Source organism: Bartonella sp. W8167, assembly GCF_016100335.1.
GTDB lineage: Bacteria > Pseudomonadota > Alphaproteobacteria > Rhizobiales > Rhizobiaceae > Bartonella > Bartonella apis.
The window spans coordinates 809,153-834,173 of record NZ_JACFSQ010000001.1 but is presented as its reverse complement, the minus strand read 5'-3'; the positions used below and the strand labels follow the sequence as shown (position 1 = coordinate 834,173).

21 protein-coding genes are annotated in these 25,021 nt (G+C 43.7%); 12 read left to right on the top strand and 9 right to left on the bottom strand.

Annotation, left to right across the window (positions count from 1 at the left end; all coding sequences use genetic code 11):
• Positions 1–92: 92 nt before the first annotated feature.
• The gene (gene tyrS / locus H3V12_RS03365; RefSeq protein ID WP_198212793.1) at positions 93–1,346 is read right to left on the bottom strand and encodes a tyrosine--tRNA ligase; all 1,254 of its coding nucleotides are present in this window, start codon (positions 1,344–1,346) and stop codon (positions 93–95) included.
• Between the two features lie 109 nt (positions 1,347–1,455).
• Between tyrS and H3V12_RS03360 the strand changes: the two genes are divergently transcribed.
• Positions 1,456–2,589, top strand: a complete 1,134-nt coding sequence (locus H3V12_RS03360; RefSeq protein ID WP_198212791.1) for an anhydro-N-acetylmuramic acid kinase — start codon at positions 1,456–1,458, stop codon at positions 2,587–2,589.
• A gap of 298 nt (positions 2,590–2,887) precedes the next feature.
• Here H3V12_RS03360 and H3V12_RS03355 read toward each other — a convergent pair whose 3' ends face one another.
• A complete protein-coding gene (locus tag H3V12_RS03355; RefSeq protein WP_075914413.1) occupies positions 2,888–3,562 on the bottom strand; it encodes an alpha/beta hydrolase in 675 nt (224 codons plus the stop codon).
• Positions 3,563–3,743: 181 nt separating this feature from the next.
• Between H3V12_RS03355 and H3V12_RS03350 the strand changes: the two genes are divergently transcribed.
• The 6 genes from H3V12_RS03350 to H3V12_RS03325 all read left to right on the top strand — a co-directional run bounded on the left by H3V12_RS03350 (position 3,744) and on the right by H3V12_RS03325 (position 10,328).
• On the top strand, positions 3,744–4,889 hold the full coding sequence (locus H3V12_RS03350; RefSeq protein ID WP_198212789.1) for a cysteine desulfurase family protein: 1,146 nt from the start codon (positions 3,744–3,746) through the stop codon (positions 4,887–4,889).
• A gap of 172 nt (positions 4,890–5,061) precedes the next feature.
• Positions 5,062–6,573, top strand: a complete 1,512-nt coding sequence (sufB, locus tag H3V12_RS03345) for a Fe-S cluster assembly protein SufB (protein WP_075870727.1) — start codon at positions 5,062–5,064, stop codon at positions 6,571–6,573.
• Between the two features lie 57 nt (positions 6,574–6,630).
• Positions 6,631–7,404, top strand: a complete 774-nt coding sequence (sufC, locus tag H3V12_RS03340) for a Fe-S cluster assembly ATPase SufC (RefSeq protein ID WP_198212787.1) — start codon at positions 6,631–6,633, stop codon at positions 7,402–7,404.
• On the top strand, positions 7,397–8,677 hold the full coding sequence (gene sufD, locus H3V12_RS03335; protein WP_198212785.1) for a Fe-S cluster assembly protein SufD: 1,281 nt from the start codon (positions 7,397–7,399) through the stop codon (positions 8,675–8,677). Before sufC ends, sufD begins: the two co-directional genes overlap by 8 nt.
• A gap of 12 nt (positions 8,678–8,689) precedes the next feature.
• On the top strand, positions 8,690–9,931 hold the full coding sequence (locus H3V12_RS03330) for a cysteine desulfurase (protein WP_198213768.1): 1,242 nt from the start codon (positions 8,690–8,692) through the stop codon (positions 9,929–9,931).
• Positions 9,924–10,328: an SUF system Fe-S cluster assembly protein gene (locus H3V12_RS03325; protein ID WP_198212783.1), complete on the top strand. Its 405-nt coding sequence runs from the start codon at positions 9,924–9,926 to the stop codon at positions 10,326–10,328. Before H3V12_RS03330 ends, H3V12_RS03325 begins: the two co-directional genes overlap by 8 nt.
• A 318-nt stretch (positions 10,329–10,646) precedes the next feature.
• Here H3V12_RS03325 and H3V12_RS03320 read toward each other — a convergent pair whose 3' ends face one another.
• Together H3V12_RS03320 and H3V12_RS03315 are read right to left on the bottom strand one after the other, a co-directional pair.
• A complete protein-coding gene (locus H3V12_RS03320; RefSeq protein WP_198212781.1) occupies positions 10,647–11,966 on the bottom strand; it encodes a DNA polymerase IV in 1,320 nt (439 codons plus the stop codon).
• On the bottom strand, positions 11,957–12,250 hold the full coding sequence (locus H3V12_RS03315; RefSeq protein ID WP_198212779.1) for a DUF3572 domain-containing protein: 294 nt from the start codon (positions 12,248–12,250) through the stop codon (positions 11,957–11,959). The genes H3V12_RS03320 and H3V12_RS03315 overlap by 10 nt, the downstream gene beginning before the upstream one ends.
• A 73-nt stretch (positions 12,251–12,323) precedes the next feature.
• Here H3V12_RS03315 and H3V12_RS03310 point away from each other — a divergent pair, with 73 nt between their 5' ends.
• On the top strand, positions 12,324–12,689 hold the full coding sequence (locus H3V12_RS03310; protein ID WP_075870720.1) for a response regulator: 366 nt from the start codon (positions 12,324–12,326) through the stop codon (positions 12,687–12,689).
• Between the two features lie 89 nt (positions 12,690–12,778).
• On the opposite strand, the gene rpsI is transcribed toward H3V12_RS03310, so the two are convergent.
• Both rpsI and rplM read right to left on the bottom strand, forming a co-directional pair.
• Positions 12,779–13,267, bottom strand: coding sequence for a 30S ribosomal protein S9 (rpsI, locus tag H3V12_RS03305; RefSeq protein WP_075870719.1), 489 nt, complete (start codon positions 13,265–13,267; stop codon positions 12,779–12,781).
• Positions 13,268–13,269: 2 nt separating this feature from the next.
• Positions 13,270–13,734, bottom strand: a complete 465-nt coding sequence (rplM, locus tag H3V12_RS03300; RefSeq protein ID WP_198212777.1) for a 50S ribosomal protein L13 — start codon at positions 13,732–13,734, stop codon at positions 13,270–13,272.
• A 1,390-nt stretch (positions 13,735–15,124) separates the two neighbouring features.
• Here rplM and H3V12_RS03295 point away from each other — a divergent pair.
• Positions 15,125–16,408 (top strand): O-acetylhomoserine aminocarboxypropyltransferase, encoded by a 1,284-nt coding sequence (locus H3V12_RS03295; RefSeq protein ID WP_198212775.1) that lies wholly within the window; start codon positions 15,125–15,127, stop codon positions 16,406–16,408.
• Between the two features lie 157 nt (positions 16,409–16,565).
• Positions 16,566–18,350, top strand: a complete 1,785-nt coding sequence (gene recJ, locus H3V12_RS03290; RefSeq protein WP_198212773.1) for a single-stranded-DNA-specific exonuclease RecJ — start codon at positions 16,566–16,568, stop codon at positions 18,348–18,350.
• A 554-nt stretch (positions 18,351–18,904) separates the two neighbouring features.
• On the opposite strand, the gene parE is transcribed toward recJ, so the two are convergent.
• Positions 18,905–20,983, bottom strand: coding sequence for a DNA topoisomerase IV subunit B (gene parE, locus H3V12_RS03285; protein WP_198212771.1), 2,079 nt, complete (start codon positions 20,981–20,983; stop codon positions 18,905–18,907).
• Positions 20,984–21,158: 175 nt separating this feature from the next.
• Between parE and H3V12_RS03280 the strand changes: the two genes are divergently transcribed.
• Together H3V12_RS03280 and H3V12_RS03275 are read left to right on the top strand one after the other, a co-directional pair.
• Complete coding sequence (locus H3V12_RS03280; protein WP_198212769.1) at positions 21,159–22,118, top strand: glycosyltransferase family 2 protein; 960 nt, start codon at positions 21,159–21,161, stop codon at positions 22,116–22,118.
• On the top strand, positions 22,115–23,005 hold the full coding sequence (locus H3V12_RS03275; RefSeq protein WP_198212767.1) for a ChbG/HpnK family deacetylase: 891 nt from the start codon (positions 22,115–22,117) through the stop codon (positions 23,003–23,005). The genes H3V12_RS03280 and H3V12_RS03275 overlap by 4 nt, the downstream gene beginning before the upstream one ends.
• Positions 23,006–23,029: 24 nt before the next feature.
• On the opposite strand, the gene H3V12_RS03270 is transcribed toward H3V12_RS03275, so the two are convergent.
• Positions 23,030–23,470, bottom strand: coding sequence for a GtrA family protein (locus H3V12_RS03270; protein ID WP_198212765.1), 441 nt, complete (start codon positions 23,468–23,470; stop codon positions 23,030–23,032).
• Positions 23,467–25,017, bottom strand: a complete 1,551-nt coding sequence (locus H3V12_RS03265; protein ID WP_198212763.1) for a glucosyltransferase domain-containing protein — start codon at positions 25,015–25,017, stop codon at positions 23,467–23,469. The genes H3V12_RS03270 and H3V12_RS03265 overlap by 4 nt, the downstream gene beginning before the upstream one ends.
• Positions 25,018–25,021: the final 4 nt, after the last annotated feature.

Here is a 25,021-nt window from a genome sequence, read left to right as displayed (position 1 = left end):
CTTTGTTGTCGGTAATAAATCGGGAAATAAGTCTTAAGGCGGAATTAGCCACGCGACTTCATTAGGATTTGCGTTCCCAAACAGTAAAACAGTTACATTGGTTTGACGAGAACATGCTTCTTTTTACCGAAAGACAATTTGACAACACCATCGGCGTTGACATCATTTTCGGTGATTAAGCGCTTTTCATCCTCTACCAGCACGTCGTTCACACGTACGCCACCACCTTGTACGTGACGCCGCGCTTCGCCGTTTGATTTGGCAAAACCTGCTTTCACCAAGAGAGTGAGCAAACCAATTCCATCTTTAAGCTCGGTTGCCGGAACTTCTATTTTGGGAAGATCGTGACTGACTTCGCCTTCTTCGAATGTTTTGCGTGCAGTTTCTGCAGCTTTTTCAGCAGCATCGCGTCCGTGAAGCATGGCGGTTACCTCTGTCGCCAATATCTTTTTCACATCATTGATTTCGGATCCCTGGAGAGCTGAAAGCCGTTTTATTTCATCCATAGGTAAAGTTGTATAAAGTTTTAGAAAACGCGAAACATCGGCATCTTCCGTATTGCGCCAATATTGCCAAAAATCATATGGAGAAAGCATGTCGGCATTGAGCCAGAGAGCGCCATTAAGCGATTTTCCCATTTTGGCGCCTGATGCTGTGGTCAATAAAGGTGAAGTCAAAGCAAAAAGTTGGGGGGTATCCATCCGGTGGCCAAGATCAATGCCGTTTACGATATTTCCCCATTGGTCGGAACCGCCCATTTGCATCCGTAGACCATATCGTTTGTTGAGCTCGACAAAATCATAGGCTTGCAAGATCATATAATTGAATTCGAGAAACGACAGAGAATGCTCTCTATCCATCCGCAGTTTCACTGATTCAAAGGACAACATTTTGTTGACCGAGAAAAAGCGCCCAACATCACGCAGAAATTCAATATAGTTCAAATCTCTAAGCCAATCGGCGTTGTTCACCATAATTGCATCTGTGGCACCATCACCGAATTTGATATAGTTTGAAAACACTTTTTTAATACCGGCGATATTCGAGTCGATTTTGTCGACTGTGAGCAGTTTACGTGCCTCGTCTTTAAACGAAGGGTCGCCGATCATACCTGTTCCGCCGCCCATAAGGGCTATCGGGCGGTGTCCGGTTTGTTGCAACCAATGAAGCATCATAATCTGGATCAAACTGCCTGCATGAAGGCTTGCTGCAGTCGGGTCAAACCCGATATAACCGGTTACAACTTCCTTTGAAAGGAGAGCGTCCAGCCCCTTTTCGTCGGACATTTGGTGGATAAAGCCACGTTCGTTCATCACATTTAGGAAATCGGATTTAAAACCGGCCATCAAACTTTTCCCTGAAAATTCCTGCTTGGAAAGCAATATTCAACTGTTTTGTGGGCTTTATCATAGAATATATGTGATTCACAAGGAAACATCGTACAGGAAGCAAGCAATGGATGCGTTAAAAACGGCAATCGGCCTGATGAGTGGTACATCAATGGACGGAATTGATGCGGCTTTGCTCAAAAGTAACGGGCAGAACGAGATCGAAATTGTCGGTCATTTATCCCATGCTTATCCTGCGGTTTTTCGAAGCAAATTGAAACAGTCACTTGATAAAGTAGCCGGAGTGACCAAACGGGCAGACCTTCCGGAAACTGTTTTGAGTTTGGAACGTGAACTTACACTTGAACATGCAGCCATTGTTGATCAATTATTAAAAAAATATGCAATCCCGCCTTCCAAAGTTGATCTCATCGGTTTTCATGGACAAACTATTCTTCATAGACCGGATATCGGATTGACGATCCAATTAGGCGACGGGCCGTTACTCGCCAGAAAATGCGGAATCGATGTGGTTTTTGACTTAAGATCAAATGATATGAAGCACGGGGGCGAGGGCGCTCCGCTGGTGCCGGTCTATCATCAGGCATTGGCGCAAAAATTAAAGGATAAACTTGATTTTCCTGTTGCGTTTATCAATATCGGCGGAATTTCCAACCTGACTTTTGTCGGGAAAGATAATGAACTTTATGCTTTTGATTGCGGTCCGGGTAACAGTTTGATCGACCAGTGGATGTTTTTTAAAACCGGAAGCCCGATGGATCGCAATGGCGAAGCCGGTCTAAGCGGAACTGTTAATGACAAGATTGTCAATAGCTACGCAAGTCATCCCTTTTTTAGTGATAAAAAGCCTGGTTCGCTTGATTGGCGGAGTTTCAAGCCTTTGGTGAATGATGCCATTTCTGTCGAAGATGGGGCAGCCTCGCTGAGCTTCATAACGGCCTATGGGATAGTAAATTCTTTCAGACATTTACCGATGTTGCCGAAGACTCTTATCGTTTCCGGAGGAGGCGTTCATAACGGCGCAGTTATGAAGACTTTGAAGGAACTTACGCAAAAAAACGGAATCATCACATTAACAGCCCGTTCACTTGGGCTTTGCTCGGATTTCCTGGAAGCAGAGGCGTGGGCCTATCTTGCAATAAGATCAATCTATAACTTGCCTATCACCTTTCCGACAACGACAGGTTGCGATCGACCACGATCAGGCGGTGAATTGGCACGCCATCCGATTCAAGCATGACAATATATGTGAGACAATGGGGCTATGTTAAAAAGCGTTTTGGCAGTCGTGGACGTGGTTCTTTAAATTGTATGCTAGATATTGTTTGCTAGTCTTTTTGGAAAACGCATTGGAGATGTATTGATAAGAGAAACTTGTGATTGAACCTGACGTCTCACAACATTTAAAGCCGCACTATCATTTTAAGGACAGAATATTGCAGATAAAAAAAGGCTTTTGCCGGAATTTTGCAAAAGCCTTTTTAGCTCACAATTTCATATTAAAAGAGACGGTTTAAGATCGCCTACAACTTGAAAATTTATCTCAAACGCTTCATGCGCGGTTCGGCCAATTCGCCATTAAGACGCCGATCAAGATAGTTGGCGCAATCATCAATAAGCTCGTCGACCTGACCGGAAAAAAAGTGGTTTGCACCCTCAAGAATCTGTTGTGTGATTGTAATTCCCTTTTGTGTTTTAAGCTTGTCTACAAGACCTTGCACGTCTTTTGCCGGAGCAACACGATCGGCATCGCCGTGAATGATCAGCCCCGAAGAAGGACAAGGCGCAAGAAAAGAAAAATCGTACAGATTAGGCTGAGGGGCAACCGATATGAATCCTTCGATTTCAGGGCGTCGCATCAAAAGCTGCATGCCGATCCATGCGCCGAAAGAGTAACCCGCTACCCAACAATTTTTTGAATCAGGGTGTAGCGCCTGTACCCAATCCAGTGCGGCTGCCGCATCGGATAACTCGCCAGCACCATGATCGAATTCACCTTGACTGCGCCCGATACTGCGGAAGTTGAAACGCAATGTTGTAAAGCCGCGTTGTTGGAACATATAAAAAAGATCGTAAACGATTTTGTTATTCATCGTCCCGCCAAATTGCGGGTGGGGGTGGAGAATAATGGCTATAGGAGCATTTTTTTCCGGCGAGGGTTGATAACGGCCTTCAAGGCGACCCGCAGGACCATTGAAAATGACTTCAGGCATCAAGTACTCCTTACTATATCAGTTTGAACGTTCCATTTTTTGCAGAAATGGATATTGGCAAATTCAAACTGTTTCGATTGTTTGAATGTATCTTGGCTTTAGATAGTCTGTAATGGGTGCACTTTTCAAGGAAATTGCGCTATGGATGCGTTTGAAATAATTAAAAATTACGAGGCCTCATATGTCATCTTCAAGATGCTATCTCGATTATAACGCTACGACACCTTTGTCAGACGCAGCACGCGACGCCCTTGTAAGCGCCCTTGATGTTTATGGTAATCCTTCGTCTGTCCATCAGGAAGGGCGTGCCGCAAAAGCCTTGCTTGAAAAAGCACGGCGTCAGGTTGCCCACCGTCTTCATACCGAGCCGGATCACGTTGTGTTTACTTCCGGTGCAACAGAAGCAGCAATGACACTCCTTACACCCGATTACAAGATGGGACGTTCGGATGTTCATTTTTCAAAAGTTTATATTGGCGCAACCGAACACCCGTGCATTGGCAAGGGTGGGCGTTTTGGAAAAGACCAACAGGTAATTATCGGTGTTGATGAAAATGGCATCGTCAATTTAGACGAGCTTCAAAGCAAACTTTCCAATCACAATAAATCGGAAGGTCTGCCGATGGTTGCTATTCAGGCAGCTAATGGCGAAACAGGTGTTATCCAGCCGGTGAGAAAAATAGCAGATATTGTCAAACAAGCTGGTGGCGTTCTTGTTGTCGACATCGTTCAATATATAGGCAAACTTGCTGTTGATGTTGCAAGTTTCGGGGGGGATTTTTTTATCGTTGCAGCGCACAAAATTGGTGGGCCAAAGGGTATCGGTGCCTTTATTGCCACAGGAAGCGCCCTTATGCCACAAGCTCTGATATTGGGTGGAGGGCAGGAAAAGGGATTCCGTTCCGGTACAGAGTCGATTCCGCTTATTGCGGCTTTTGGGGCAGCGATGGAACAAAAACCGACTACTCAGGATTTGGATCATTCGAAAGCGCTTCAAATGCGTCTGGAACATGGGTTGCATCAATTGAGTAACAATCTTGTTATCTTCGGAGAAAAATCACCGCGTTTACCGAACACAACCTATTTTGCTGTCGACGGGTTAAAGGCGGAAACGTTGCAAATCGGCTTCGACCTTGCAGGATTTGCGGTTTCGGCCGGATCGGCCTGTTCATCGGGAAAAGTAAAACAAAGTGGCGTTCTGTCTGCAATGGGCTGTCATGTACCGGATGGAGCAATTCGCGTTTCCACGGGTAAACACACAAGCTTGAAAAACATCGACGATTTTCTTTCGGCTTTTGAAAAAATTATCCGGAATTCGAAAAATTGAAAAACAGCACTTGAAATCCTCTTTAGAACTGTTTTAAACAAAGTCAAATAAGCTTGACTAGATTTATCATGTTTTTCATTGAAGTCCGGCGACTGAAACCCTAAATCAGGTTATGCTTATTTTGGTATAATCGTAACTGCCGGTTTTTGACCCGGCCAGGAGGGAGACGCCCATGCCTGCAGCGCAGGAAACTATAAGTCAGGTCCGTGAAATTGACGTTGACCAGTATAAATATGGCTTTGAAACCAAAATCGAGGCGGATAAGGCCCCGCTAGGGCTTAATGATGATATTATCCGTTTGATCTCGGCAAAAAAGCAAGAGCCGGAATGGATGTTGGAATTGCGGCTCAAAGCATTCCATCATTGGCTGACAATGGAAGAGCCCCACTGGGCAAGGCTGGAAATCCCTAAAATAGATTTTCAGGCTATTTCATATTATTCTGCACCTAAAAGTCAAAATGCTCCCAAGTCGCTCGACGAAGTTGATCCTGCATTGCTCAACACCTACGAGAAGCTCGGGATTCCGTTAAAAGAACAAGAAATTCTCGCGGGTGTACGTAAGCAGGCAGAACCATCGAAATTGGACGATAATGTATATGCATCCGGTCGCGTTGCGGTCGATGCAGTGTTCGATTCGGTTTCTGTGGTCACTACATTCAAGAAAGAATTGATCCGTTCAGGTGTTATATTCTGCTCAATATCGGAAGCGATACGTGAGCATCCTGATCTGATAAAACAATATCTCGGCTCGGTGGTTCCTGCCGGAGACAACTTTTATGCGGCGCTTAATGCGGCAGTTTTTACTGATGGGTCATTTATTTACGTTCCTAAAGGCGTTCGTTGTCCAATGGAGCTGTCGACTTATTTCCGTATTAACGAACGCAATACCGGACAGTTCGAACGTACATTAATTATCGCCGATGAAGGAGCCTACGTATCCTATCTTGAAGGTTGTACAGCACCGCAACGCGACGAGAACCAGCTGCATGCGGCGGTTGTCGAACTCATTGCCCAGAAAGATGCGGAAATAAAATATTCAACCGTTCAGAACTGGTATCCGGGTGATAAAGACGGCAAAGGCGGAATTTTCAATTTTGTTACCAAACGCGGTGATTGTCGCGGCGACAATTCAAAAATCTCCTGGACACAGGTTGAAACCGGCTCGGCGATAACCTGGAAATATCCTTCATGCCTGTTGCGTGGGGATAATACACGCGGTGAATTCTATTCCATTGCAGTTTCCAATGGACACCAGCAGATCGATTCAGGCACAAAAATGATCCATCTTGGAAAAAACACATCAAGCCGTGTTATTTCCAAAGGTATTTCAGCCGGATTTTCCAATAATACTTATCGTGGACAAATCTCGGCCCATCGCAAAGCCACCAATGCCCGTAACTTCACCCAATGTGACAGCCTGTTGATTGGCAATAATTGTGGTGCCCACACAGCTCCTTACATTGAAGCGAAAAACGCGACGGCAAAATTCGAGCACGAGGCTACTACATCGAAGATTTCCGAAGATCAATTGTTCTACGTTATGCAGCGGGGCATTCCGGAAGAAGAAGCGATTGCTCTTATTGTAAATGGCTTTGTCAAAGAAGTTATTCAGGAATTACCGATGGAATTTGCTGTTGAAGCACAAAAGCTTATCGGTATCAGTCTTGAAGGTAGTGTCGGCTAACTGAAGCTGTTGTTTTTGTTGGGGGGCTTATCAGTGTCCGCAAAATAGGATTTAAAAATGTTAGAAATTAAAAATCTTCATGCACGTATAGCCGAAACCAAGACCGAAATTCTGCATGGTCTGGATTTGACAATCCATGATGGCGAAGTTGCAGCAATTATGGGACCGAACGGTTCTGGTAAATCAACGCTTTCATATATCCTTGCCGGCCGCGATGATTATGAGGTGACGGACGGAGAAGTTATCTTTAACGGTAAGTCGCTTCTTGATATGGATCCGGCAGAACGCGCGGCAACCGGTGTGTTTCTGGCTTTCCAGTATCCGATGGAGATACCTGGCGTTGCGACAATGGAATTTTTAAAAGTCGCAATGAATTGCCAGAGAAAAGCGCGCGGCGAAGAAGAATTGAAAGTACCCGAATTCTTGAAAAAAGTAAAAGCGGGCGTTACCGAGCTTGAGATGGATATGAGCATGCTCAAGCGTCCTCTCAATGTCGGTTTTTCCGGTGGTGAAAAGAAGCGCGCAGAAATACTTCAGATGCTATTGCTGGAACCGAAGCTCTGTATTCTTGACGAAACAGATTCAGGCCTTGATATTGATGCGTTAAAAATCGTGGCAAACGGTGTCAATGCTTTGCGCTCTCCGGACCGTTCGTTCATGGTCATCACCCACTATCAAAGACTTCTGGACTATATTGTACCGGATACTGTGCACGTCCTCTATAAAGGTAAAATCGTCAAGATAGGCGATAAGACATTGGCTATGCAGCTTGAACAAACGGGTTATGCCGACATTATCGACAAGGCAGAAGCGGAGGAAGAACATGAGTGAAACCTCCAAAGTCGATAAAAAACCGGAAATGACCGCTGCAGAACAGGCAATAGTCGATATCTTTGGTCAAAAACTGGGTGATTTTCCTGGAAATAGCGAGGTTATGTCAACGCGGGATAGCGTGGTAGAACAGTTCAAACGCGTGGGCATTCCTTCCAGAAAACGTGAATATTGGCATTACACCGATTTGCGTACCTTGTTGAAGACAATTCCGAACTTCAGTGATGAAGGTGACGGATTATCTCGCGACCCGCTTTTGCCAAAGGATTCTGTATTTGCGATTTTTAACGGCAAAACACTCGCTGCTCCTGAAGTAGATTCAGTCACTGTTAGACGCGTGGCCGATGAACTTGCTAACGAGCATTTCACTCTGAAACCGGATATTTCCGACGATGATTTTGTCGGTCAGGTTAATACCGCTTTTGTTAGTGATGGCTGGCTTCTCGAAGTAGCTGACGGCGCAAAAATTCCCGATCCGATTGAATTGCAAATGATCAATCCGGGTGGTCAGGCTCATGCCTATTCCCAAATCAAAGTAGGGAATAATAGCTCCGTTACTTTCATTGAACGACAATTGGGTGGAGAAAAGTCCACATTTGTAACTTCCGTGCAAGACCTCAAAATAGGCGAGGGTGCAGATGTAACCTGGATTATCATTCGTGATCGGGGGTTCGATGCAACGCAGTTTTCCAAGTTTCTTGCAAATCTCGACAAGAAAGCAAAACTGACCCTTTACATCGTGAATGTGGCAAGTGAGTTGAACCGGCAGGAAATAGACATCGAGATGCCGGGCGAGGGAGGAAACTTCCAATTGAGGACGATCAATCTCCTTGCAGGGGCTAGCCATAGCGACGTTACAATGTTTGTTCGTCACATTGGCGAAGATACTGTTTCGACCGAAATTGTTCGCAATGTTGTTACTGACAGCGCAAGAGGCGCGTTTCAGGGAATGATCAAGGTTTCCAGAGAAGCTCAGAAAACCGATGCCCGGATGACGTGCAACAGTCTTATCTTGTCAAATGACGCAGAATTCGATTCGAAACCGGAACTTGAAATTTTTGCCGATGATGTTGCTTGCGGACACGGCTCAACTGTTGCAGAGATCGATCACGAACAACTTTTTTATCTGATGGCACGCGGTATTGAAGAATCTGTCGCTCGCGGCTTGCTGGTAAAGGCTTTTGTCTCCCAGTTGATTGATGACGTGGAAAACGATCAAATGAAGGACATCATTGTTGCCCTCATCAATCAATGGTTGGAAAAGCACCTTTAAGAAGGAATAATGATGACAGACCAAACGTCTTCGTCTTTCGATATCGATCAAATACGGCGTGATTTTCCGATTCTTGATCAGAAAATTTACGGTAAACGCTTGGCCTATCTTGATAATGCTGCTTCGGCCCAGAAGCCGAGGCAGGTGCTCGAGGCTATGGACGAGGTCTATCGGACAAGCTACGCCAATGTTCATCGCGGCCTTCATTTTTTGTCGAACACTGCGACCGAACTTTATGAAAAAGCCAGAGAAAGCGTTCGTAAATTCATAAACGCTTCATCGCATGATGAAATTGTCTTTACCAAAAACGCGACTGAAGCAATTAATACTGTGGCATATGGATATGGAATGCCGCGTTTTTCGGAAGGTGACGAAATTGTTTTGACGATTATGGAACATCATTCCAATATCGTTCCCTGGCATTTTATACGCGAAGTCAAGGGCGTAAAACTTGTTTTTGTGCCGGTTGACGACGATGGAGTTCTCCATTTGGAGGATTTCGAAAAGGCATTGACTGAAAAGACGAAACTTATAGCAGTCACCCATATGTCTAACACCCTCGGCACAGTACCACCGGTCAAAGAGATGATAAGGGCCGCTCATGAGCGGAATATTCCGGTTTTGATCGACGGGGCGCAAGGGTCCGTTCATTTGACCGTTGATGTTCAAGATCTTGATTGCGACTGGTATGTGATGACAGGCCACAAGCTGTATGGGCCGACAGGTATCGGCATTCTTTACGGCAAAAAAGATCGATTGCAAGAAATGCACCCGTTTCAAGGCGGCGGCGAGATGATTGAAGACGTGAGCGTTGACAAGATCACGTATAACGAACCGCCCCACCGCTTTGAAGCTGGAACGCCGCCGATTGTTCAAGCTATCGGATTGGGTGTTGCTCTCGACTATATTATGTCGAAAGATCGTAAAGCACTTGAGGCTCACGAGAAAGCGTTGACGGCCTATGCCCATGAACGGCTGGGGGCGATCAACTCGTTGCGTATTTTCGGACATGATCCTGACAAGGGAGGCATTATTTCATTTGAGCTTAAGGGGATACATCCCCACGATGTATCGATGTACATTGACCGGCAGGGGGTTGCGGTGAGAGCGGGAACGCATTGTGCCCAACCTCTTCTTAATCGCTTTCATGTCACATCGACCTGTCGTGCATCTTTTGCAATGTACAATGATCGTGATGATGTCGATCAGCTTGCCGAAGCGTTGGAAAAGGCAAGGAGGTTTTTTAATGAGTGATTCCGACAACAAAATTCATGCTGCGGAGCCGGTAGGCGATTGGGGCGATAATGTTGTTACGACAAACACTTCAACGATTCCTCCTGCCGAACTCGATCGTATGACAGACGATATTATCAATGCTTTGAAGACGGTTTTCGACCCCGAAATTCCGGCAGATATTTACGAGCTTGGTCTTGTGTACAAGATTGATATCGAGGATGATCGCACAGTAAAGATAGATATGACATTGACTGCACCGGGATGTCCTGTCGCAGGTGATATGCCGAGCTGGGTTGAAAATGCAGTAGGCGCGGTGGAGGGCGTTTCACACGTTGAGGTTAATATGACATTTGATCCACCGTGGACACCGGATCGAATGTCCGAAGAAGCCCAGATTGCACTTGGTTGGTATTAACTTTCCGGCTTGATAAATAATTGTCGCCAAATGAATATGGGCGAAATTTTATCAATGATAATTTGTTCCTGTTATCGGATGGGTAATAAGGTGGTTCTATTATTGTCAAATTCGAAGGAGTGGGGCGGGTAAACGAAAGTTCAAAAAAACCGACGTTCGTCGGGCTAAATTGTTTTGATATAGGTTAATGCAAGTCAAGTGATGATGGTGCTTGTGTGGAAGTGGCGGATTTTTTGTCTGATCATCCGGCATGGAGTTTGGGGTCAAGCGAAATGCGCGGCCTTTCATTATTTTGAAAATAATGTTTTTTCTGCATTATCAAGCTTTGTCATCCGGTGCTTTGCGCACGGAAATATTTTTGCCGAATGTATAACCGGTTTCAATAGATTTATCTCCGAATTTGGCACGAAGTTTATCCATCGCGGTTTCGGCTATAGCGCGTTTGTGCTGAAATGGGTCGAGAAGATCATTATTTTGTAAACGAGAAGCCTTCGATAATTGCTGGACACCTATACCGAGTAGCCGGAATTTCGTTCCATCAAGTTCCTTCTGTAACAATCGCAACCCTACCCGAAAAATTCGATCAGCAGTCTGTGTTGGGTCGTCAAGGCTTTGGTTGCGTGTTCGTGTTTTGAAATCTTTGGTCTTTAACTTCAAAACAACGGTTTGCCCGGCAATTTCACTTGTCTTCAGTCGTGCTGAAACTTTTTCAGACAACATTCGTAAAACCGGTATCAGGTCTTCCGCATTTGATAAATCGCTCATAAAGGTTGTTTCAGATGATATGCTCTTCATTTCTCGTTCGGGTTGAACAGGGCGATTATCTTTCCCGCGTGACAAGCGATAAAGGCGCTGACCCATTTGCCCATAACGTTTGATTAGGAGCGCTTCGTCCAATTGTTGAAGTTCACCCACTGAGGTAATTCCGTCACGGGATAATTTTTGCGCTAATGCTGTACCGACACCCCATATTTTCGTTACAGGTTGTTTTGCAAGAAACGCGAGTGCTTCATGTTCTCCGATGATTGAAAAACCACGCGGTTTATCAAGATCGGAAGCAATTTTGGCCAAGAACTTGCAATATGACAAACCGATAGAAACAGTAACACCGATTTCTTGCTCGATACGCTTTGCAAAGCGTGCGAGTATATATGAAGCCGGCGCTTTATGGAGCTTTTCAGTACCACGCATATCCAGAAATGCCTCGTCAATTGAAATAGGTTCAACCAATGGGGTTAATTCGAACATAAGCTGGCGGATTTCCCGCCCTATGCTGGCATATTTTGTAATATCGGGAGGAATGACTATTGCATCTGGGCAAAGTTCCAGGGCCTTGAACATCGGCATTGCTGAGTGTACACCTGAAATTCTCGCAATATAACAGGCAGTCGAAACCACCCCGCGTTTGCTACCGCCGACAATAACCGGTTTGTTACGCAACTCCGGATGGTCACGCTTTTCAACGGAAGCGTAAAATGCATCGCAATCAATATGAGCCAATGTGAGAGAATAAAGTTCCGGATGGCGGATAAGGCGCGGCGAACCACATTTTTCGCAACGTTTACTGAACTTGTGCTGAATGGATAAACAATCCCGACAAAAACCATATTCTGGTTGATTAAACGGGCTTATAGCCATACAGGTTGTTCTCCGCCAGGAAGAAAGCTGACAGCTTCTCCGATTGATTGTGGGGGGTAACCCGACTGTTCCGAAAAAGCCATGAGTGTCGGTTCATGTGCCAATATGAATTGCAATACGCCAGCAAGGAAACCTTTCGATGCTGCTGCCGTACGAATATCGGAAGCATTTATACCTGTGATATTTAAAAAACGTGGCATAAGCTCGGGATCGTTCGCGATAAACAATAATGCGGATACCGCCAACTCTTCAGCTTCTTCACGATTGGTTATCAGTTTTTTCATATCATTTAGCCAAGTAGTAACCATAACAAGTTTACTCTTATAGTTACAAAGCTGGAAGAGCGGAGATTGTAGGATGTCAAAAAAAGTTATGATCGTGGAAGATAACGAACTCAATATGAAATTGTTCCACGATCTTGTCGAAGCCTGTGGCTATGAAACGGTTGAAACCCGCAGCGGTTTGGCTGCGTTGGATCTGGCTCGACAAAACAAACCCGGCCTTATTTTAATGGATATCCAATTACCGGAGGTTTCCGGAATTGACGTTATAAAACAATTGAAAGCAGACGATGAATTAAAATCGATTCCGGTTGTTGCGGTCACTGCTTTTGCCATGAAAGGTGATGAAGAAAGGATAAGAGCCAGCGGCTGTGAAGATTATATGTCGAAGCCGATATCGGTTGTTAATTTCATGGCTATGGTCAAACGATTTCTCGGGTGAGATACACTCGTAAAGACTTTTGAATTCGATAGATTACAAAAATAAAAAAGCCCCGCAAAAACAGGGCTTTTCGTAAAACAAAATAGAAATCAACGTTTCGAGAACTGGAAAGAACGGCGGGCTTTTGCCTTACCGTATTTCTTACGTTCAACAACGCGGCTATCACGAGTAAGGAAGCCGCCTTTCTTCAATACCGAACGGAGACCAGGTTCGAAATAGGTCAAAGCCTTGGAAATGCCGTGACGAACCGCACCGGCTTGACCCGAAAGACCACCACCGGCAACCGATGCAATAATGTCGAACTGACCATCCCGATTTGCAGCAAGAATTGGCTGACGCAAAATCATCTGCAAAACAGGGCGTGCAAAATATTTGTCAAAATCTTTACCGTTAACGACAATTTTGCCGCTACCTGGTTTTATCCAAACGCGTGCAATAGCGTCTTTACGTTTACCTGTAGCATAGGAACGTCCTTGAGCGTCAAGCTTACGTTCATGAACAGGAGCTTCCGGTGCTGCAGGAGCTACAACCGTTTCGGTTGCCGCACCAAGCTCGGAAAAAGAACTAATCTCGGCCATAATTAAGCAATCCTTTTATTTTTACGGTTGAGTGCACCAACATTGATAACTTCAGGTTGCTGGGCTTCATGAGGATGTTTGGTTCCAGCATAGACGCGCAAATTTTTCATCTGCCGACGGCCAAGAGGACCACGCGGAATCATGCGTTCAACAGCTTTCTCGATAACTCGTTCAGGAAAACGTCCTTCAAGGATTTGACGGGCCGTACGTTCTTTGACGCTGCCGATATATCCGGTATGCCAGTAATATTTTTTGTTATGAAGTTTTTTGCCAGTCAAAACGACTTTGTCGGCATTGATTACGATAACATTGTCACCATCATCAACGTGAGGTGTATAAGTTGGTTTGTGTTTACCGCGTAGCCGGTTGGCTACCAATGTGGCAAGACGACCTAAAACAAGGTTCTCTGCGTCAATAATGACCCATTTCTTGGCCACTTCAGCGGGCTTTTGTGAAAAAGTTGCCATTGAAGCTTTCCTTTTTAAAATCCCATGTTAAACAAGGGCGTTTTTTGTTGCTTAATGTTGTGATGATTTGACCACAACAAATGTGCCATCCATGACACGTGCGAGCTTCTTATAAGCTTAGAGCAATTACGTCAATCAAAAAAATTACATTAATCGAGAAATAAGCCAATATTTCCAATATTTTGCGATAGAGGTAATATTGTACCGCATAGTATTGATATGGCGTTGGCAAAGGAACTTACCCCAATATTCGCGAGGATATTGCTGGTGCGCTGTCTGACAGCGAAAAGGTTTTTATTACCCAGTTACATATATCGTTGAACTGGCCGTTAAAAACATCAGACATCCATCGAAAATATTTGCTGACTTTAGCAGGTTGACAGGTGGCAAAGTTCAAATGAATGGGGCGCACCGAATGCGCACACGAGTTCATAAGTTTCAGTCGGATATATCTAGTGGTATTTAGCGAAGCATTTATTGAAAAAGCATTGTTTGGAAAACTTGAACAAATGTATTAAAAAAATAATTCAATATGCTGTTATTGAACGTAAATCTAAAAAAATTTTCGGGCCCGCAATAATTGGAGACAGTCAAAGGATGTTTATCAACGCATGATCGGAGAATAAGCAATTAATCGCCCTACATCGGACCAATCGATAACAAGATAAGCATATTTTCGCCTTGAGCAATGTCCAAAACAGTTATTATCAATGATAAATCGCGGGGGGAGGGAAGCTGGATGATCATACGAGCGGGTAGAGGATCAACCACAAAGTCTAGCGAAAACGTTTCCCGTTAAAAGCGTTGAACGACAGTTGGACGGGAGAATGAAGTGAAAGACATCAACTCTTTACTGTGGATTGGGAATTTTATGTCGCTCACATACCTCCACCGTTGGTCTTTACCTTTTCAAGCTATGATTTTCATGTATGGCGTGCATTTATCAAATTCGATAAAGGCAGTTCATTCTTATGCATGTGTTGCATTTGATACGATACTAAAAGCAGGTAAATCAGTTTCAATAAAACGATTGAACATTCCCGATCTTAGCAATTCACGTGGTGTTTAGCCACCGCATGACTTTAACAGGCTTGCACGTTCGGTTATGTAGGTCGAAACGCTGCCGATAAAATCCAACCAAGCATATTATATTGGTTAAAAAATCCAGCTTAAGCGGTTTTGATAGGAAACGCGAGCGATTTTTATTCTGAATGTTCCAGATCAGACAGACTGCAAAATGTCGGAGTAAATAAATATCCGGACGAGTTAAATTGCGGGATAAAAATAGTGACAATTCAGGGATTAGAGAAATTGTTTTCTTGTGCCTCTACGCGGGTTCTTCTAGCTTCGTTGTAACAAAGATATTTCAAGATGCTTTATGGAGAAGCAAATGACAAAAGTAAAACCGGGAATAGAAACATTGGCAGTCCATGCGGGAACCGCTCCTGATCCGACAACAGGTGCCCGGATCACCCCCATCTATCAGACCACAGCCTATGTGTTCAAGGATGCCGATCAGGCAGCAAACCGCTTTGCCTTGACTGAACCCGGAAATATTTATGGACGTATTACAAACCCGACACAAGCGGTATTGGAAGAAAAAGTAGCAGCACTGGAAGGCGGTACGGCTGCCTTGGCAACCGCATCCGGTCATGCCGCAGAATTTCTTACATTTCATACGCTTATGGAACCCGGAGAAAATTTCGTTGCCGGACGGCAACTTTATGGTGGATCGATCAACCAATTCTCGAATGCGTTCAAGTCGTTCAACTGGCAAGTCCGTTGGGCTGATAGCGAAGAACCCGAGACGTTCGAGAAGCAAATCGACGACAAGACGCGCGCTATCTATATTGAAAGTTTTGCCAATCCGGGTGGAATTGTGGTGGATATCGAAGCAATTGCGAAAATTGCTCACGCTCATGGTGTGCCGCTCATTGTCGACAATACGCTTGCAACGCCTTATCTACTGCGCCCGATCGAGCATGGAGCCGATATTGTTATCCATTCGCTAACAAAATTTATCGGTGGTCATGGCAATTCTATGGGTGGTCTTCTTGTCGATGGCGGAACTTTTGATTGGGGAAAATCAGGGCACTATAAAAAATTGACCGAACCACGTCCCGATTATGCCGGACTCGTGATCTACGAAGCCACGGGGAATGCCGCTTTTGCAACGGCTGCGCGTGTTTTGGGTATGCGTGATTTTGGACCAACCATTTCGCCATTTAATGCATTTTTAATTTTGACAGGTGCTGAAACTTTGCCGCTGCGTATGCAAAAACATAGTGATAATGCTTTGGCTGTGGCACAATATCTGGAGAAGCAGAAAAAGGTATCATGGGTAAACTACTCAGGTTTGCCAAGCAATAAATATCATAAGCTTCAGCAACATTACGCGCCAAAAGGTGCAGGTTCTGTTTTCACTTTCGGCGTCAAAGGCGGATATGAGGCTGGTGTGAAATTTGTTTCTTCATTGAAATTGTTTTCGCTTTTAGCAAATATTGGAGACACGAGATCGCTTGTTATCCATCCGGCTTCGACCACTCATCGCCAATTGACCGACAGTCAAAAAATTGCTGCGGGTGCCGGTCCGGACGTTGTTCGTTTGTCTATCGGAATAGAAGACGTGAAGGACATTATTGGCGATATAGAACAGGCATTGGATAAAATTTGATAATAAAGATAGTATCATAAAAAGGGGAAGGCCTTCAGAGGAGAAAAAACACTTCTGAAGGTTTTTATTTATGTTGCTACGCGCACGTCTCTGAAAATTAAAGGAAATTTGAATTTGTGCGTCGCGTTGAAGGGCTTTTTGTTGTATCACATCAATCATGGCAGAGATTGAACAGAATTTTTTAGGTGTCGCCCGATCTGCAATCGGACGGAGATGGATTGCAAGCCTTGATCGGGAAGGGGTCAATGATGCTCTCACTATGTCGCAAAAATTCGGCATAGCAGAGCCTCTGGCACGCGTTCTTGCGGCGCGTTCGGTTCCTGAAGAAGAAGTTTTGAATTATCTAGACCCGACTTTGAAAGCATTGACACCTGATCCGGCGACTTTTATAGACATGGAAAAAGCAACAGAGCGGATTGTTCAAGCTATTGACCAAAAAGAAAAAGTTGCGATTTTCGGTGACTATGATGTCGATGGTGCATGTTCTTCGGCTATTCTCTATCAATTTTTGACTTTTTTCGGTCTCGACGTGGATATCTACATACCTGACCGCATCGTTGAAGGTTATGGACCCAATCCGCAAGCTATGAAAATGTTGGCTGATAACGGTGCAAGTTTGATCGTCACTGTGGATTGTGGAGCAAATAGCGCAGAGGCTATAAAAGCAGCACGGGAGAAAGGTGTTGATGTGGTTGTACTCGACCATCACCAGATGGGGGAAGTCCATAAGGAAGCCTATGCACTCGTTAATCCGAATCGTCCGGATGACCGTTCGGGACAGGGATATCTTTGTGCGGCCGGTCTTGTTTTTATAACAGTTGCATGGACGTTAAAAAAAATCAGACAGCAAAGAAAGCATCGCGATCTTCCGGATATTCTTTGTTATCTTGATCTTGTAGCGCTTGCGACAGTTTGTGATGTTGTGCCGCTTGTCGGAGTGAACAGGGCTTTCGTTACAAAGGGGTTAAAAGTTGCGCGTATGATGTCCAATCCCGGTATTGCAGCGCTTTCAAGAGTTGCCAGAATTGGCGAACCACTCAATGTGTTTCATCTTGGTTTTTTACTTGGGCCGCGGATAAATGCGGGAGGCAGAATTGGCGATCAGGCGCTTGGAGCGCGCCTGTTAACTACTAAAACCGAAGGCGAGGCCAATGCTATCGCGGAAGAACTCAATTCTCTCAATCAGGAAAGACAGGCTATAGAAGCAAAGCAACTTTTGGAAGCAGAAGGCGATCTGCAATCGTTAAAACTTGATGAAAGTCCAAGTGTGATCGTTGTTTCTCACGAAGGGTGGCACCCCGGTATCGTCGGAATTCTTGCAGCCAGATTGAAAGAAAAATTCAGGTGTCCGGCTTTTGCAATAGCAATCAAAGCTGATGGCAGTGCCACCGGTTCCGGGCGTTCGATTGCCGGAGTTAATCTCGGTGAGCTGGTGCGGGAAGCTGTTGAATTGAACCTGCTTGAAAAAGGCGGGGGACATGCTATGGCCGCAGGCGTCACAATTTTAAAGAGCAAAATAGACGAATTCCGGAAATGGCTTGAGCAGAAATTGTCGGACAAAGTCAATGATTTGCATGCCCACGAAACATTGTCGATAGATGGGCTTTTATCGGCCTCGGGGGCTACAAAAGAACTTTATGACATGATTGAAAAAGCCGGACCCTTCGGTTCTGGAAATCCGCTACCAATATTTGTATTACCGTCGCACCGCCTGTCAGATGTCAGAGAAGTGGGCAACGGGCATCTGTTGATGTCGCTATCAAATATTGAAGGGAAAAAACTGAAAGCCATCGCATTTCGCGCTGTAGGTACTAATCTCGGGGACTTTTTGATGGCGCATCTTGGAAAAAACATTCATATTGCGGGTAATCTGAACCTTAATTATTGGAACGGTCAGGCTTCACCCCAATTGAGGGTAATTGACGCAGCCGAGCCTGAATAAGGCAAAATTTATCGGGATATGTTCCAACGCGAAAATTGTTCACTTCTCCGGAAATGAGGACTCCGCGATGTGGTCCTTGGTAATTTTACATCGTCACAGTATTATTACGAATAAATATACGTAGAACTATGTTAGAAGAATAGTGACTAATACCATTATATTAATTAAAAATTAAAATAAATATATAAGATGAAAAAATAATTTAAATTATTTATAATATTATAAATATTATTAAAATTATGAATTTTATAGCAACAGTATTATATTTTAAAAAAATCTCTGACGAATGGTTATGCGTAAACCTTTCATGTTTTACTGTCATAATTTCAAGTTCAGGTAACAATCAATATTTTTAAATGAGCATTGGATCGAGACAAATCTATCTCATTCACAAAACTAAATGTGTATTCAACAGTTTGAAATTGGGAACATGAAAATCAAACCTTAATATTTCAATTTTAACGGTGTGAGATTTCAACGACGCTTTACGAGATTTTTTTTACAGTCAATTTTATTGGTGTGGTTCGCTAAACGTTTAATTTTTCGATAAATTATCAAATATCCAGATTATCGGCGAATTCCGCATTTTCCTGTATGAAGTGAAAACGGGCTTCAGGCTTTGATCCCATCAGGTCCTCAACGACTTTTTTAGTCTCCTGGTTGCTTTCGCTATCAATGTCGACTCGTAGTAAAGTCCTGTTTTTCGGATCCATGGTCGTTTCTTTAAGCTGATCCGAACGCATTTCTCCTAAACCTTTGAACCGACCGATTTCGATTTTTCCACGGCCGGTAAATTTTGTCTTTAATAGTTCATCCTTATGAGCATCATCCCGCGCATAGGCAACATTACCACCTTGCGAAATGCGATAGAGAGGCGGAACAGCTAAAAAAAGATGCCCCTTCTTTATAAGTTCCGGCATCTCCTGATAAAAAAAGGTAATCAGAAGCGAGGCAATATGGGCGCCGTCGACATCGGCATCTGTCATGATGATAATGCGGTCATACCGCAAATCGCTCTCTTTATATTTTGAATGCGTACCACAACCGAGTGCCAATATAAGGTCCGATATTATCTGGTTATTACTCAACTTGTCACGGCCTGCACTGGCAACATTAAGAATCTTTCCGCGTAGGGGTAACACCGCCTGAGTTGCACGATTTCTGGCCTGTTTTGCCGAACCGCCGGCTGAATCACCTTCGACGAGAAATAATTCCGCTCCCGCAGCGGAATTATGCGTACAATCAGCGAGTTTTCCTGGAAGGCGTAGCTTCCGCACAGCAGTTTTGCGACTGACTTCTTTCTCTTGACGCCTTTTTAATCGTTCCTCGGCTCTCTCGACAACCCAATCAAGAAGTTTGGTGGCTTCCTGAGGGGAATTGGCGAGCCAATGATCAAACGGGTCACGAATCGCGTTTTCGACGATTCGTTGTGCTTCGACGGTCGCCAAACGATCTTTGGTTTGTCCGACAAATTCCGGTTCACGGATAAAGACCGAAAGCATTACAGCCGCCGATATCATCACATCATCGGTGGTGATAACGGAAGCCCGTTTATTACCCGTCAATTCGGCATAAGCCTTTAATCCGCGTAGAAGAGCCTGTTTCAAACCTGCTTCATGCGTACCACCTTCACCCGTTGGTATAGTATTGCAATAGGAATGGATAAAACCGTCACCACCGTACCACGTGATCGCCCATTCGACAGAACCATGGCCACCGCGCTGTTCGGTTTTTCCGGCAAAAATATCCGAAGTGACTTGATATTCCCCGTCAAGAGATGAACTTAAAAAATCTTTCAACCCGCCCGGAAAATGAAAAACAGCTTTCTCGGGAATATTGTCTTTCCCGATAAGCTTTGCCGGATCGCAACTCCAGCGAATTTCAACACCGCCAAAAAGGTAGGCTTTCGAGCGTGCCATTTTGTAGATCCGTTCAGGATCGAAAGCAGCTTTTGGCCCAAATATTTCTGCATCCGGATGAAAACGGACGCGTGTACCACGGCGATTATGGATTTCGCCTAAATCTTCCAGACCTGACTTGGGAATCCCGCGGGAAAACCGCTGTCGGTAAAGTTTGCGGCCACGCGCTACCTCCACCTCCATGTCATCTGACAAAGCATTGACAACCGATATTCCGACGCCGTGAAGTCCACCTGATGTTTCATATGCCTTTCCGTCGAATTTGCCGCCTGAATGTAATTGGGTCATGATAACTTCAAGCGTCGATTTATCAGGCATTTGCGGATGGTTCTCTACCGGTATACCGCGTCCGTTATCGGTAACTGTTAAATACCCGTCGGCATCAAGCGATACTTCGATAAAATTGGCATAGCCTGCAACAGCCTCGTCCATCGAGTTATCAATAACTTCTGCGAAAAGATGATGAAGTGCTTTACTGTCAGTGCCACCGATATACATTCCCGGACGCAAACGCACCGGTTCCAACCCTTCCAGCACACGGATAGATGAAGCATCATAGCTATCTTCTGCATCGGTTGTTACAGTCAAGGATTTCAACGTTTGTTTATCTTTTTTTTCGAGATTCGCTTTTTTTGAAACGCCATCGGAAAGTTCTTTTGCCGTTTCTGTATTGCTTTGCAAATTTCCAAAAAGATCGTTATGTTTCTCGTCCATCGGTGTCGATTATCTATCCTAGGATTTATCTGAAGTTCAATTTGTACGAATCGTTCTATTTTTGCATATATGATGCGAAAAAGCGAGAATGTTCGTGTTCTGTTCGCAAGACTTTCAATTAAAATAAAATCATGTAAAAGATCTACATCAAGGGGTTTGTTTGCGGAATGCAAAGATGACAACAGTCACAGTAATTAGTCCGGTTTATAATGAAGGAAAAGGAATTGCGATTTTTGTCGACGAAGTCGCACGAGTATTTTCTAAACTTGAATATGATTTGACGATTATACTTGTCGACGACGGGTCTAAGGACACAAGCTGGTCGGACTTACAACAAATTATTCCTGAAAAATTCCGAATTCAGGGTATTCGGCTTGCAAAAAACTTTGGCAAGGAATCGGCAATCGCAGCTGGCCTTTCTTTGGCAGATAGTGACGTTGTCATAACGATTGACTGTGATTTGCAGCATCCACCGGAGTTGATGTCCAAAATGCTTGAATTGTGGGAAGAGGGGGCCGAAATTGTTTCGGCTGTGAAAGAGAAGAGACAACAAGAATCGTGTTTGGATCGCTTGGCAGCGGCAAGCTTTTATAAAATTTTTCACTGGATAACCGAAAATGATATTGGCGGAACGAGTGATTTTATTTTGCTTGACCGAAAAGTAGCAGATGCACTGAAATCACTACCGGAAAAGCTTTTCTTTTATCGAGGTGTTGTGCAATGGCTCGGTTTCAAGCAGGTAAGTGTTTCTTTTGTTCCTAAAAATCGTGAAATTGGGAAAAGCGGTTGGTCATTTTGGAAAAAACTGCGTTTAGCCATAGATTCGCTAACGGGTTTTTCAGCAAAGCCTCTTGTTTTCATCTGGTTTATGACTTTCTTGTTTGTGTTATTTTCTTTAGTTGTTGGTGGTGACGCTGTCATCTCTAAAATTATCGGGAAATCGGTCAGTGGTTTTTCAACTTTGATCCTTGTCATTTTGATTACCGGTGTTGCGGTGCTCTCTTGCTTATGTGTTTTGTCGGCATATATCCGTCAAATTTTTTATGAAGTAAAAAGTCGTCCGCGTTTTCTGATCAGTCAAAAAATAAATCTGGGAGGCGGAGAAGATTCCAAGAACAGGAAAGCGCGAAAATGACACTTTTCTGCTTGTTTAATGCGGACGACTTTGCTGTTGATCGCGGCTGCTCGAGCGCAATCGTTACAGCACTAGAAAAAGGTCGGCTACAGGGCACCAGTGTTCTTGCCGGCGGTGAAGACCAATCAAGCTACGAAGCTTTAGATAAAACAGGTTGCAAGTTTATCAATACACATCTCAACCTTCTTGAGGGTCGATCTCTTTCAGAAGGAGGGAGTGCGTTCGGATTGACCAGTGAAGATGGCTTTTTTTGTTTGTCACTGGGGCAATTGATAAAAAAACTTTATTTTTCTTCTAAGAAAAAGTTGTTACAAGAATGGATATTCAAAGAATTTTGCCAGCAAATTGAATTCGTCAATAACTGTTTTAGTGATAGGCAAATAAGGCTCGACGGTCATCTTCATATCCACATATTGCCGCCATTAAGACCAGTGATCGAAGAGCTTTTAAAAAAATATCCGGTTTCCTACATCCGCACACCATTGGAACTTGGATATAAGAGGCGGTCAAATATTGTCGATAATATCAAAGGAAATTTGCGCCGGCAATTATTGGCTTTTTGGGCAAAAGATACGAGAGTTTTAGTGAGTCGCTATCAGGTGCCCACTTCGGACTTTTTTTTAGGAGCGACTGCGAGTTGCAACCTCGCTTTGGATGATATTGATAAGGGGTTGGCGTTGATATCAAGCAAAACGTCAGATCGCAATGTGACTATCGAGATAATGACACACCCGGTTAATAACGAAGTTTCGGAAAGCAATTTTTATAAAGATAGCCGGTATCGTCTGGCTCATATGACAACTGAACGGCAAAAAGAACTTGAATTATTATTATCGGATGATCTTTTGGAGATCATGAGAAAATATAACGCTGTTTTTGTTGAATAATTCAAATAGAAATATCAGCCTATTTCATGCTTTTTTAAAAAATACAAAATGGTTTAAAAAATAATTGGCGAAAAGTCCTGCTAACGATCCGGCCGCAATAGCCAGGAATAAAGTCAATGGCGTAACATTGCCGGAGCTTTTTAACACAGTCATGCTCGCGCAGTAATTGAGCACACCGCCGATGGCTGCAAGCCCCATATAACTTCCCCAACCTTTCAGATTTTTGAAACGCGCTTCCCGACCTCGAAATGATATACGACTGTTGAATATCCAAGTGAAAGTAGCTGCAACAATAAATGCGCACGCTCTGGCAATCCATAGATTTAGACCAGATGTCTGTAATATCCAAAGAGTAAAAAAATCGATCCAGAATGCGATTGATCCGGAACATAAAAACAGCACAAACGACCTGTGATTCTTATAAATGTCCAAAACAACTTCATTCACATCCAAGCGTCGGGTCATTGGGTATCATCCCCGGTATTTTCATTATAATCGCTTAGGCACATATTTTTGCGTCCAAGCGAAATAAAAAGAAATTCGTCCAGGTCGAATATTCGATAATTCATAGTGTTGATATCAGGCAGCCGATTTTGGTTACATAATTCCGTAACCAGTTGAGCGGCGAGCCGCGTATTAGATATCATTTTTATGTTGTTATATCCGAATTCTTTTAATTGCGATGATAAGAGCCAGTCACTACCATGAGGTATCATCACCGCAATAAGGCGCATTCTTTCGGCAGTATCTTTTATGTAAGAAGATGTTCCCAATCCGCCCAGAATGTAAATGGGCTTCTCGGGAGGAAACGATTCTAAAGATGTAGCGATACGGTATAAGTAATAACGGTTCAAATCATTTTGAATCCTGACTGCGCTATTCAAAATATAGCTAAAAACAAGCGGAAATAGCAGGAAAAAGCCGATTATTCCCCAAGTTGCTTTTGTATTTGCAAAAGTAAGAGTACCCCCTTGATTTTCTAGCTTTTGTAAACGCGTGACAAATTGAATGAGAAGAAAAAGAACGCAAACAGAAAAGAAGATAGATTGGGGCATAACCCTCGGTGGGATGCCGCTGTCACCTACGATTCCATACAACACACCAAGCGAAATGGGTAGCATGAATAAATAAGCGATCGAGCAGATTGCCGCTCTCAAAACCGGTTTATCGAAGTGCGTATCGCGATAAAAGTGAAGTTGAATTTGTGCAAAACCGACGCAAATAGCTATGCCATACAATATTTTACCGGTTGTTGACAAAAAGCCGAAATAACGTGAAAAAACATTTTCAGTCGTCACTGCAATGTAGTGAGCTGCACCTTTCGAACTTTGAAAGATAAATTGGCCCTTCACCGCAGCATATTCATCGATAAATATTTTATCAAAAAAATAAAAGAAAACCGTGATTAATGCAGCAAAGATAACTGACTTTATGAAATATCTAATTGCAATGCTGATTTTTCTACCACGGTAAATATCAAATAGTGTTTCTACTAAAACAAGAATAATAAACATATTGATATAGGATTGGTAAAATCCCATAGAAATGAAGCAAAATATCGCAGATTTTATTTTTGAATTTTTGTAGTAGGCCCATCCCAACAAACTGCATGTCAATCCCATCGCCATTATCACACAATCAAAACGATAAAGATATGCAGCGAGTAGAAATGGATTGAAGATATATGCGACGAGCAGAGCCGCAGTTACCGCGTTAAACGGAATTGAACGGATCTTTAAACATAGACACGCTGATACGATAGTTAAACATAACGCAATGATAAGAAAAAAGGGGGATGAATCCGGCATCCATTGCCAATCAGCAGAAAGAAAGAATGCCAAAACGTCAGCAAATGGTCGTCCATATTCGCTCCATCCCGGAGTTTGACTAACAAGCCTTTCAAAATCATCTCTATAATAATAATTACTTAGTATGAGAGGAAAATAAAATAAAAGCGTGGCAATAATTGCCGTGATATAAAATTTCTTCTGGTCTGTATTCTCGCAGATCATTTTG

Excerpts from the sequence above, each read along its gene's own strand:
- H3V12_RS03325 (WP_198212783.1), top strand. The coding sequence starts at position 9,924 with ATGAGTGATTCCGACAACAAAATTCATGCTGCGGAGCCGGTAGGCGAT.
- sufC (WP_198212787.1), top strand. The coding sequence starts at position 6,631 with ATGTTAGAAATTAAAAATCTTCATGCACGTATAGCCGAAACCAAGACC.
- H3V12_RS03350 (WP_198212789.1), top strand. The coding sequence starts at position 3,744 with ATGTCATCTTCAAGATGCTATCTCGATTATAACGCTACGACACCTTTG.
- H3V12_RS03310 (WP_075870720.1), top strand. The coding sequence starts at position 12,324 with ATGTCAAAAAAAGTTATGATCGTGGAAGATAACGAACTCAATATGAAA.
- H3V12_RS03295 (WP_198212775.1), top strand. The coding sequence starts at position 15,125 with ATGACAAAAGTAAAACCGGGAATAGAAACATTGGCAGTCCATGCGGGA.
- H3V12_RS03265 (WP_198212763.1), bottom strand. The coding sequence starts at position 25,017 with ATGATCTGCGAGAATACAGACCAGAAGAAATTTTATATCACGGCAATT.
- sufB (WP_075870727.1), top strand. The coding sequence starts at position 5,062 with ATGCCTGCAGCGCAGGAAACTATAAGTCAGGTCCGTGAAATTGACGTT.
- H3V12_RS03315 (WP_198212779.1), bottom strand. The coding sequence starts at position 12,250 with ATGAAAAAACTGATAACCAATCGTGAAGAAGCTGAAGAGTTGGCGGTA.
- H3V12_RS03330 (WP_198213768.1), top strand. The coding sequence starts at position 8,690 with ATGACAGACCAAACGTCTTCGTCTTTCGATATCGATCAAATACGGCGT.
- H3V12_RS03360 (WP_198212791.1), top strand. The coding sequence starts at position 1,456 with ATGGATGCGTTAAAAACGGCAATCGGCCTGATGAGTGGTACATCAATG.
- H3V12_RS03270 (WP_198212765.1), bottom strand. The coding sequence starts at position 23,470 with ATGACCCGACGCTTGGATGTGAATGAAGTTGTTTTGGACATTTATAAG.
- rpsI (WP_075870719.1), bottom strand. The coding sequence starts at position 13,267 with ATGGCCGAGATTAGTTCTTTTTCCGAGCTTGGTGCGGCAACCGAAACG.
- tyrS (WP_198212793.1), bottom strand. The coding sequence starts at position 1,346 with ATGGCCGGTTTTAAATCCGATTTCCTAAATGTGATGAACGAACGTGGC.
- H3V12_RS03280 (WP_198212769.1), top strand. The coding sequence starts at position 21,159 with ATGACAACAGTCACAGTAATTAGTCCGGTTTATAATGAAGGAAAAGGA.
- rplM (WP_198212777.1), bottom strand. The coding sequence starts at position 13,734 with ATGGCAACTTTTTCACAAAAGCCCGCTGAAGTGGCCAAGAAATGGGTC.
- sufD (WP_198212785.1), top strand. The coding sequence starts at position 7,397 with ATGAGTGAAACCTCCAAAGTCGATAAAAAACCGGAAATGACCGCTGCA.
- H3V12_RS03320 (WP_198212781.1), bottom strand. The coding sequence starts at position 11,966 with ATGGCTATAAGCCCGTTTAATCAACCAGAATATGGTTTTTGTCGGGAT.
- H3V12_RS03355 (WP_075914413.1), bottom strand. The coding sequence starts at position 3,562 with ATGCCTGAAGTCATTTTCAATGGTCCTGCGGGTCGCCTTGAAGGCCGT.
- recJ (WP_198212773.1), top strand. The coding sequence starts at position 16,566 with ATGGCAGAGATTGAACAGAATTTTTTAGGTGTCGCCCGATCTGCAATC.
- H3V12_RS03275 (WP_198212767.1), top strand. The coding sequence starts at position 22,115 with ATGACACTTTTCTGCTTGTTTAATGCGGACGACTTTGCTGTTGATCGC.
- parE (WP_198212771.1), bottom strand. The coding sequence starts at position 20,983 with ATGGACGAGAAACATAACGATCTTTTTGGAAATTTGCAAAGCAATACA.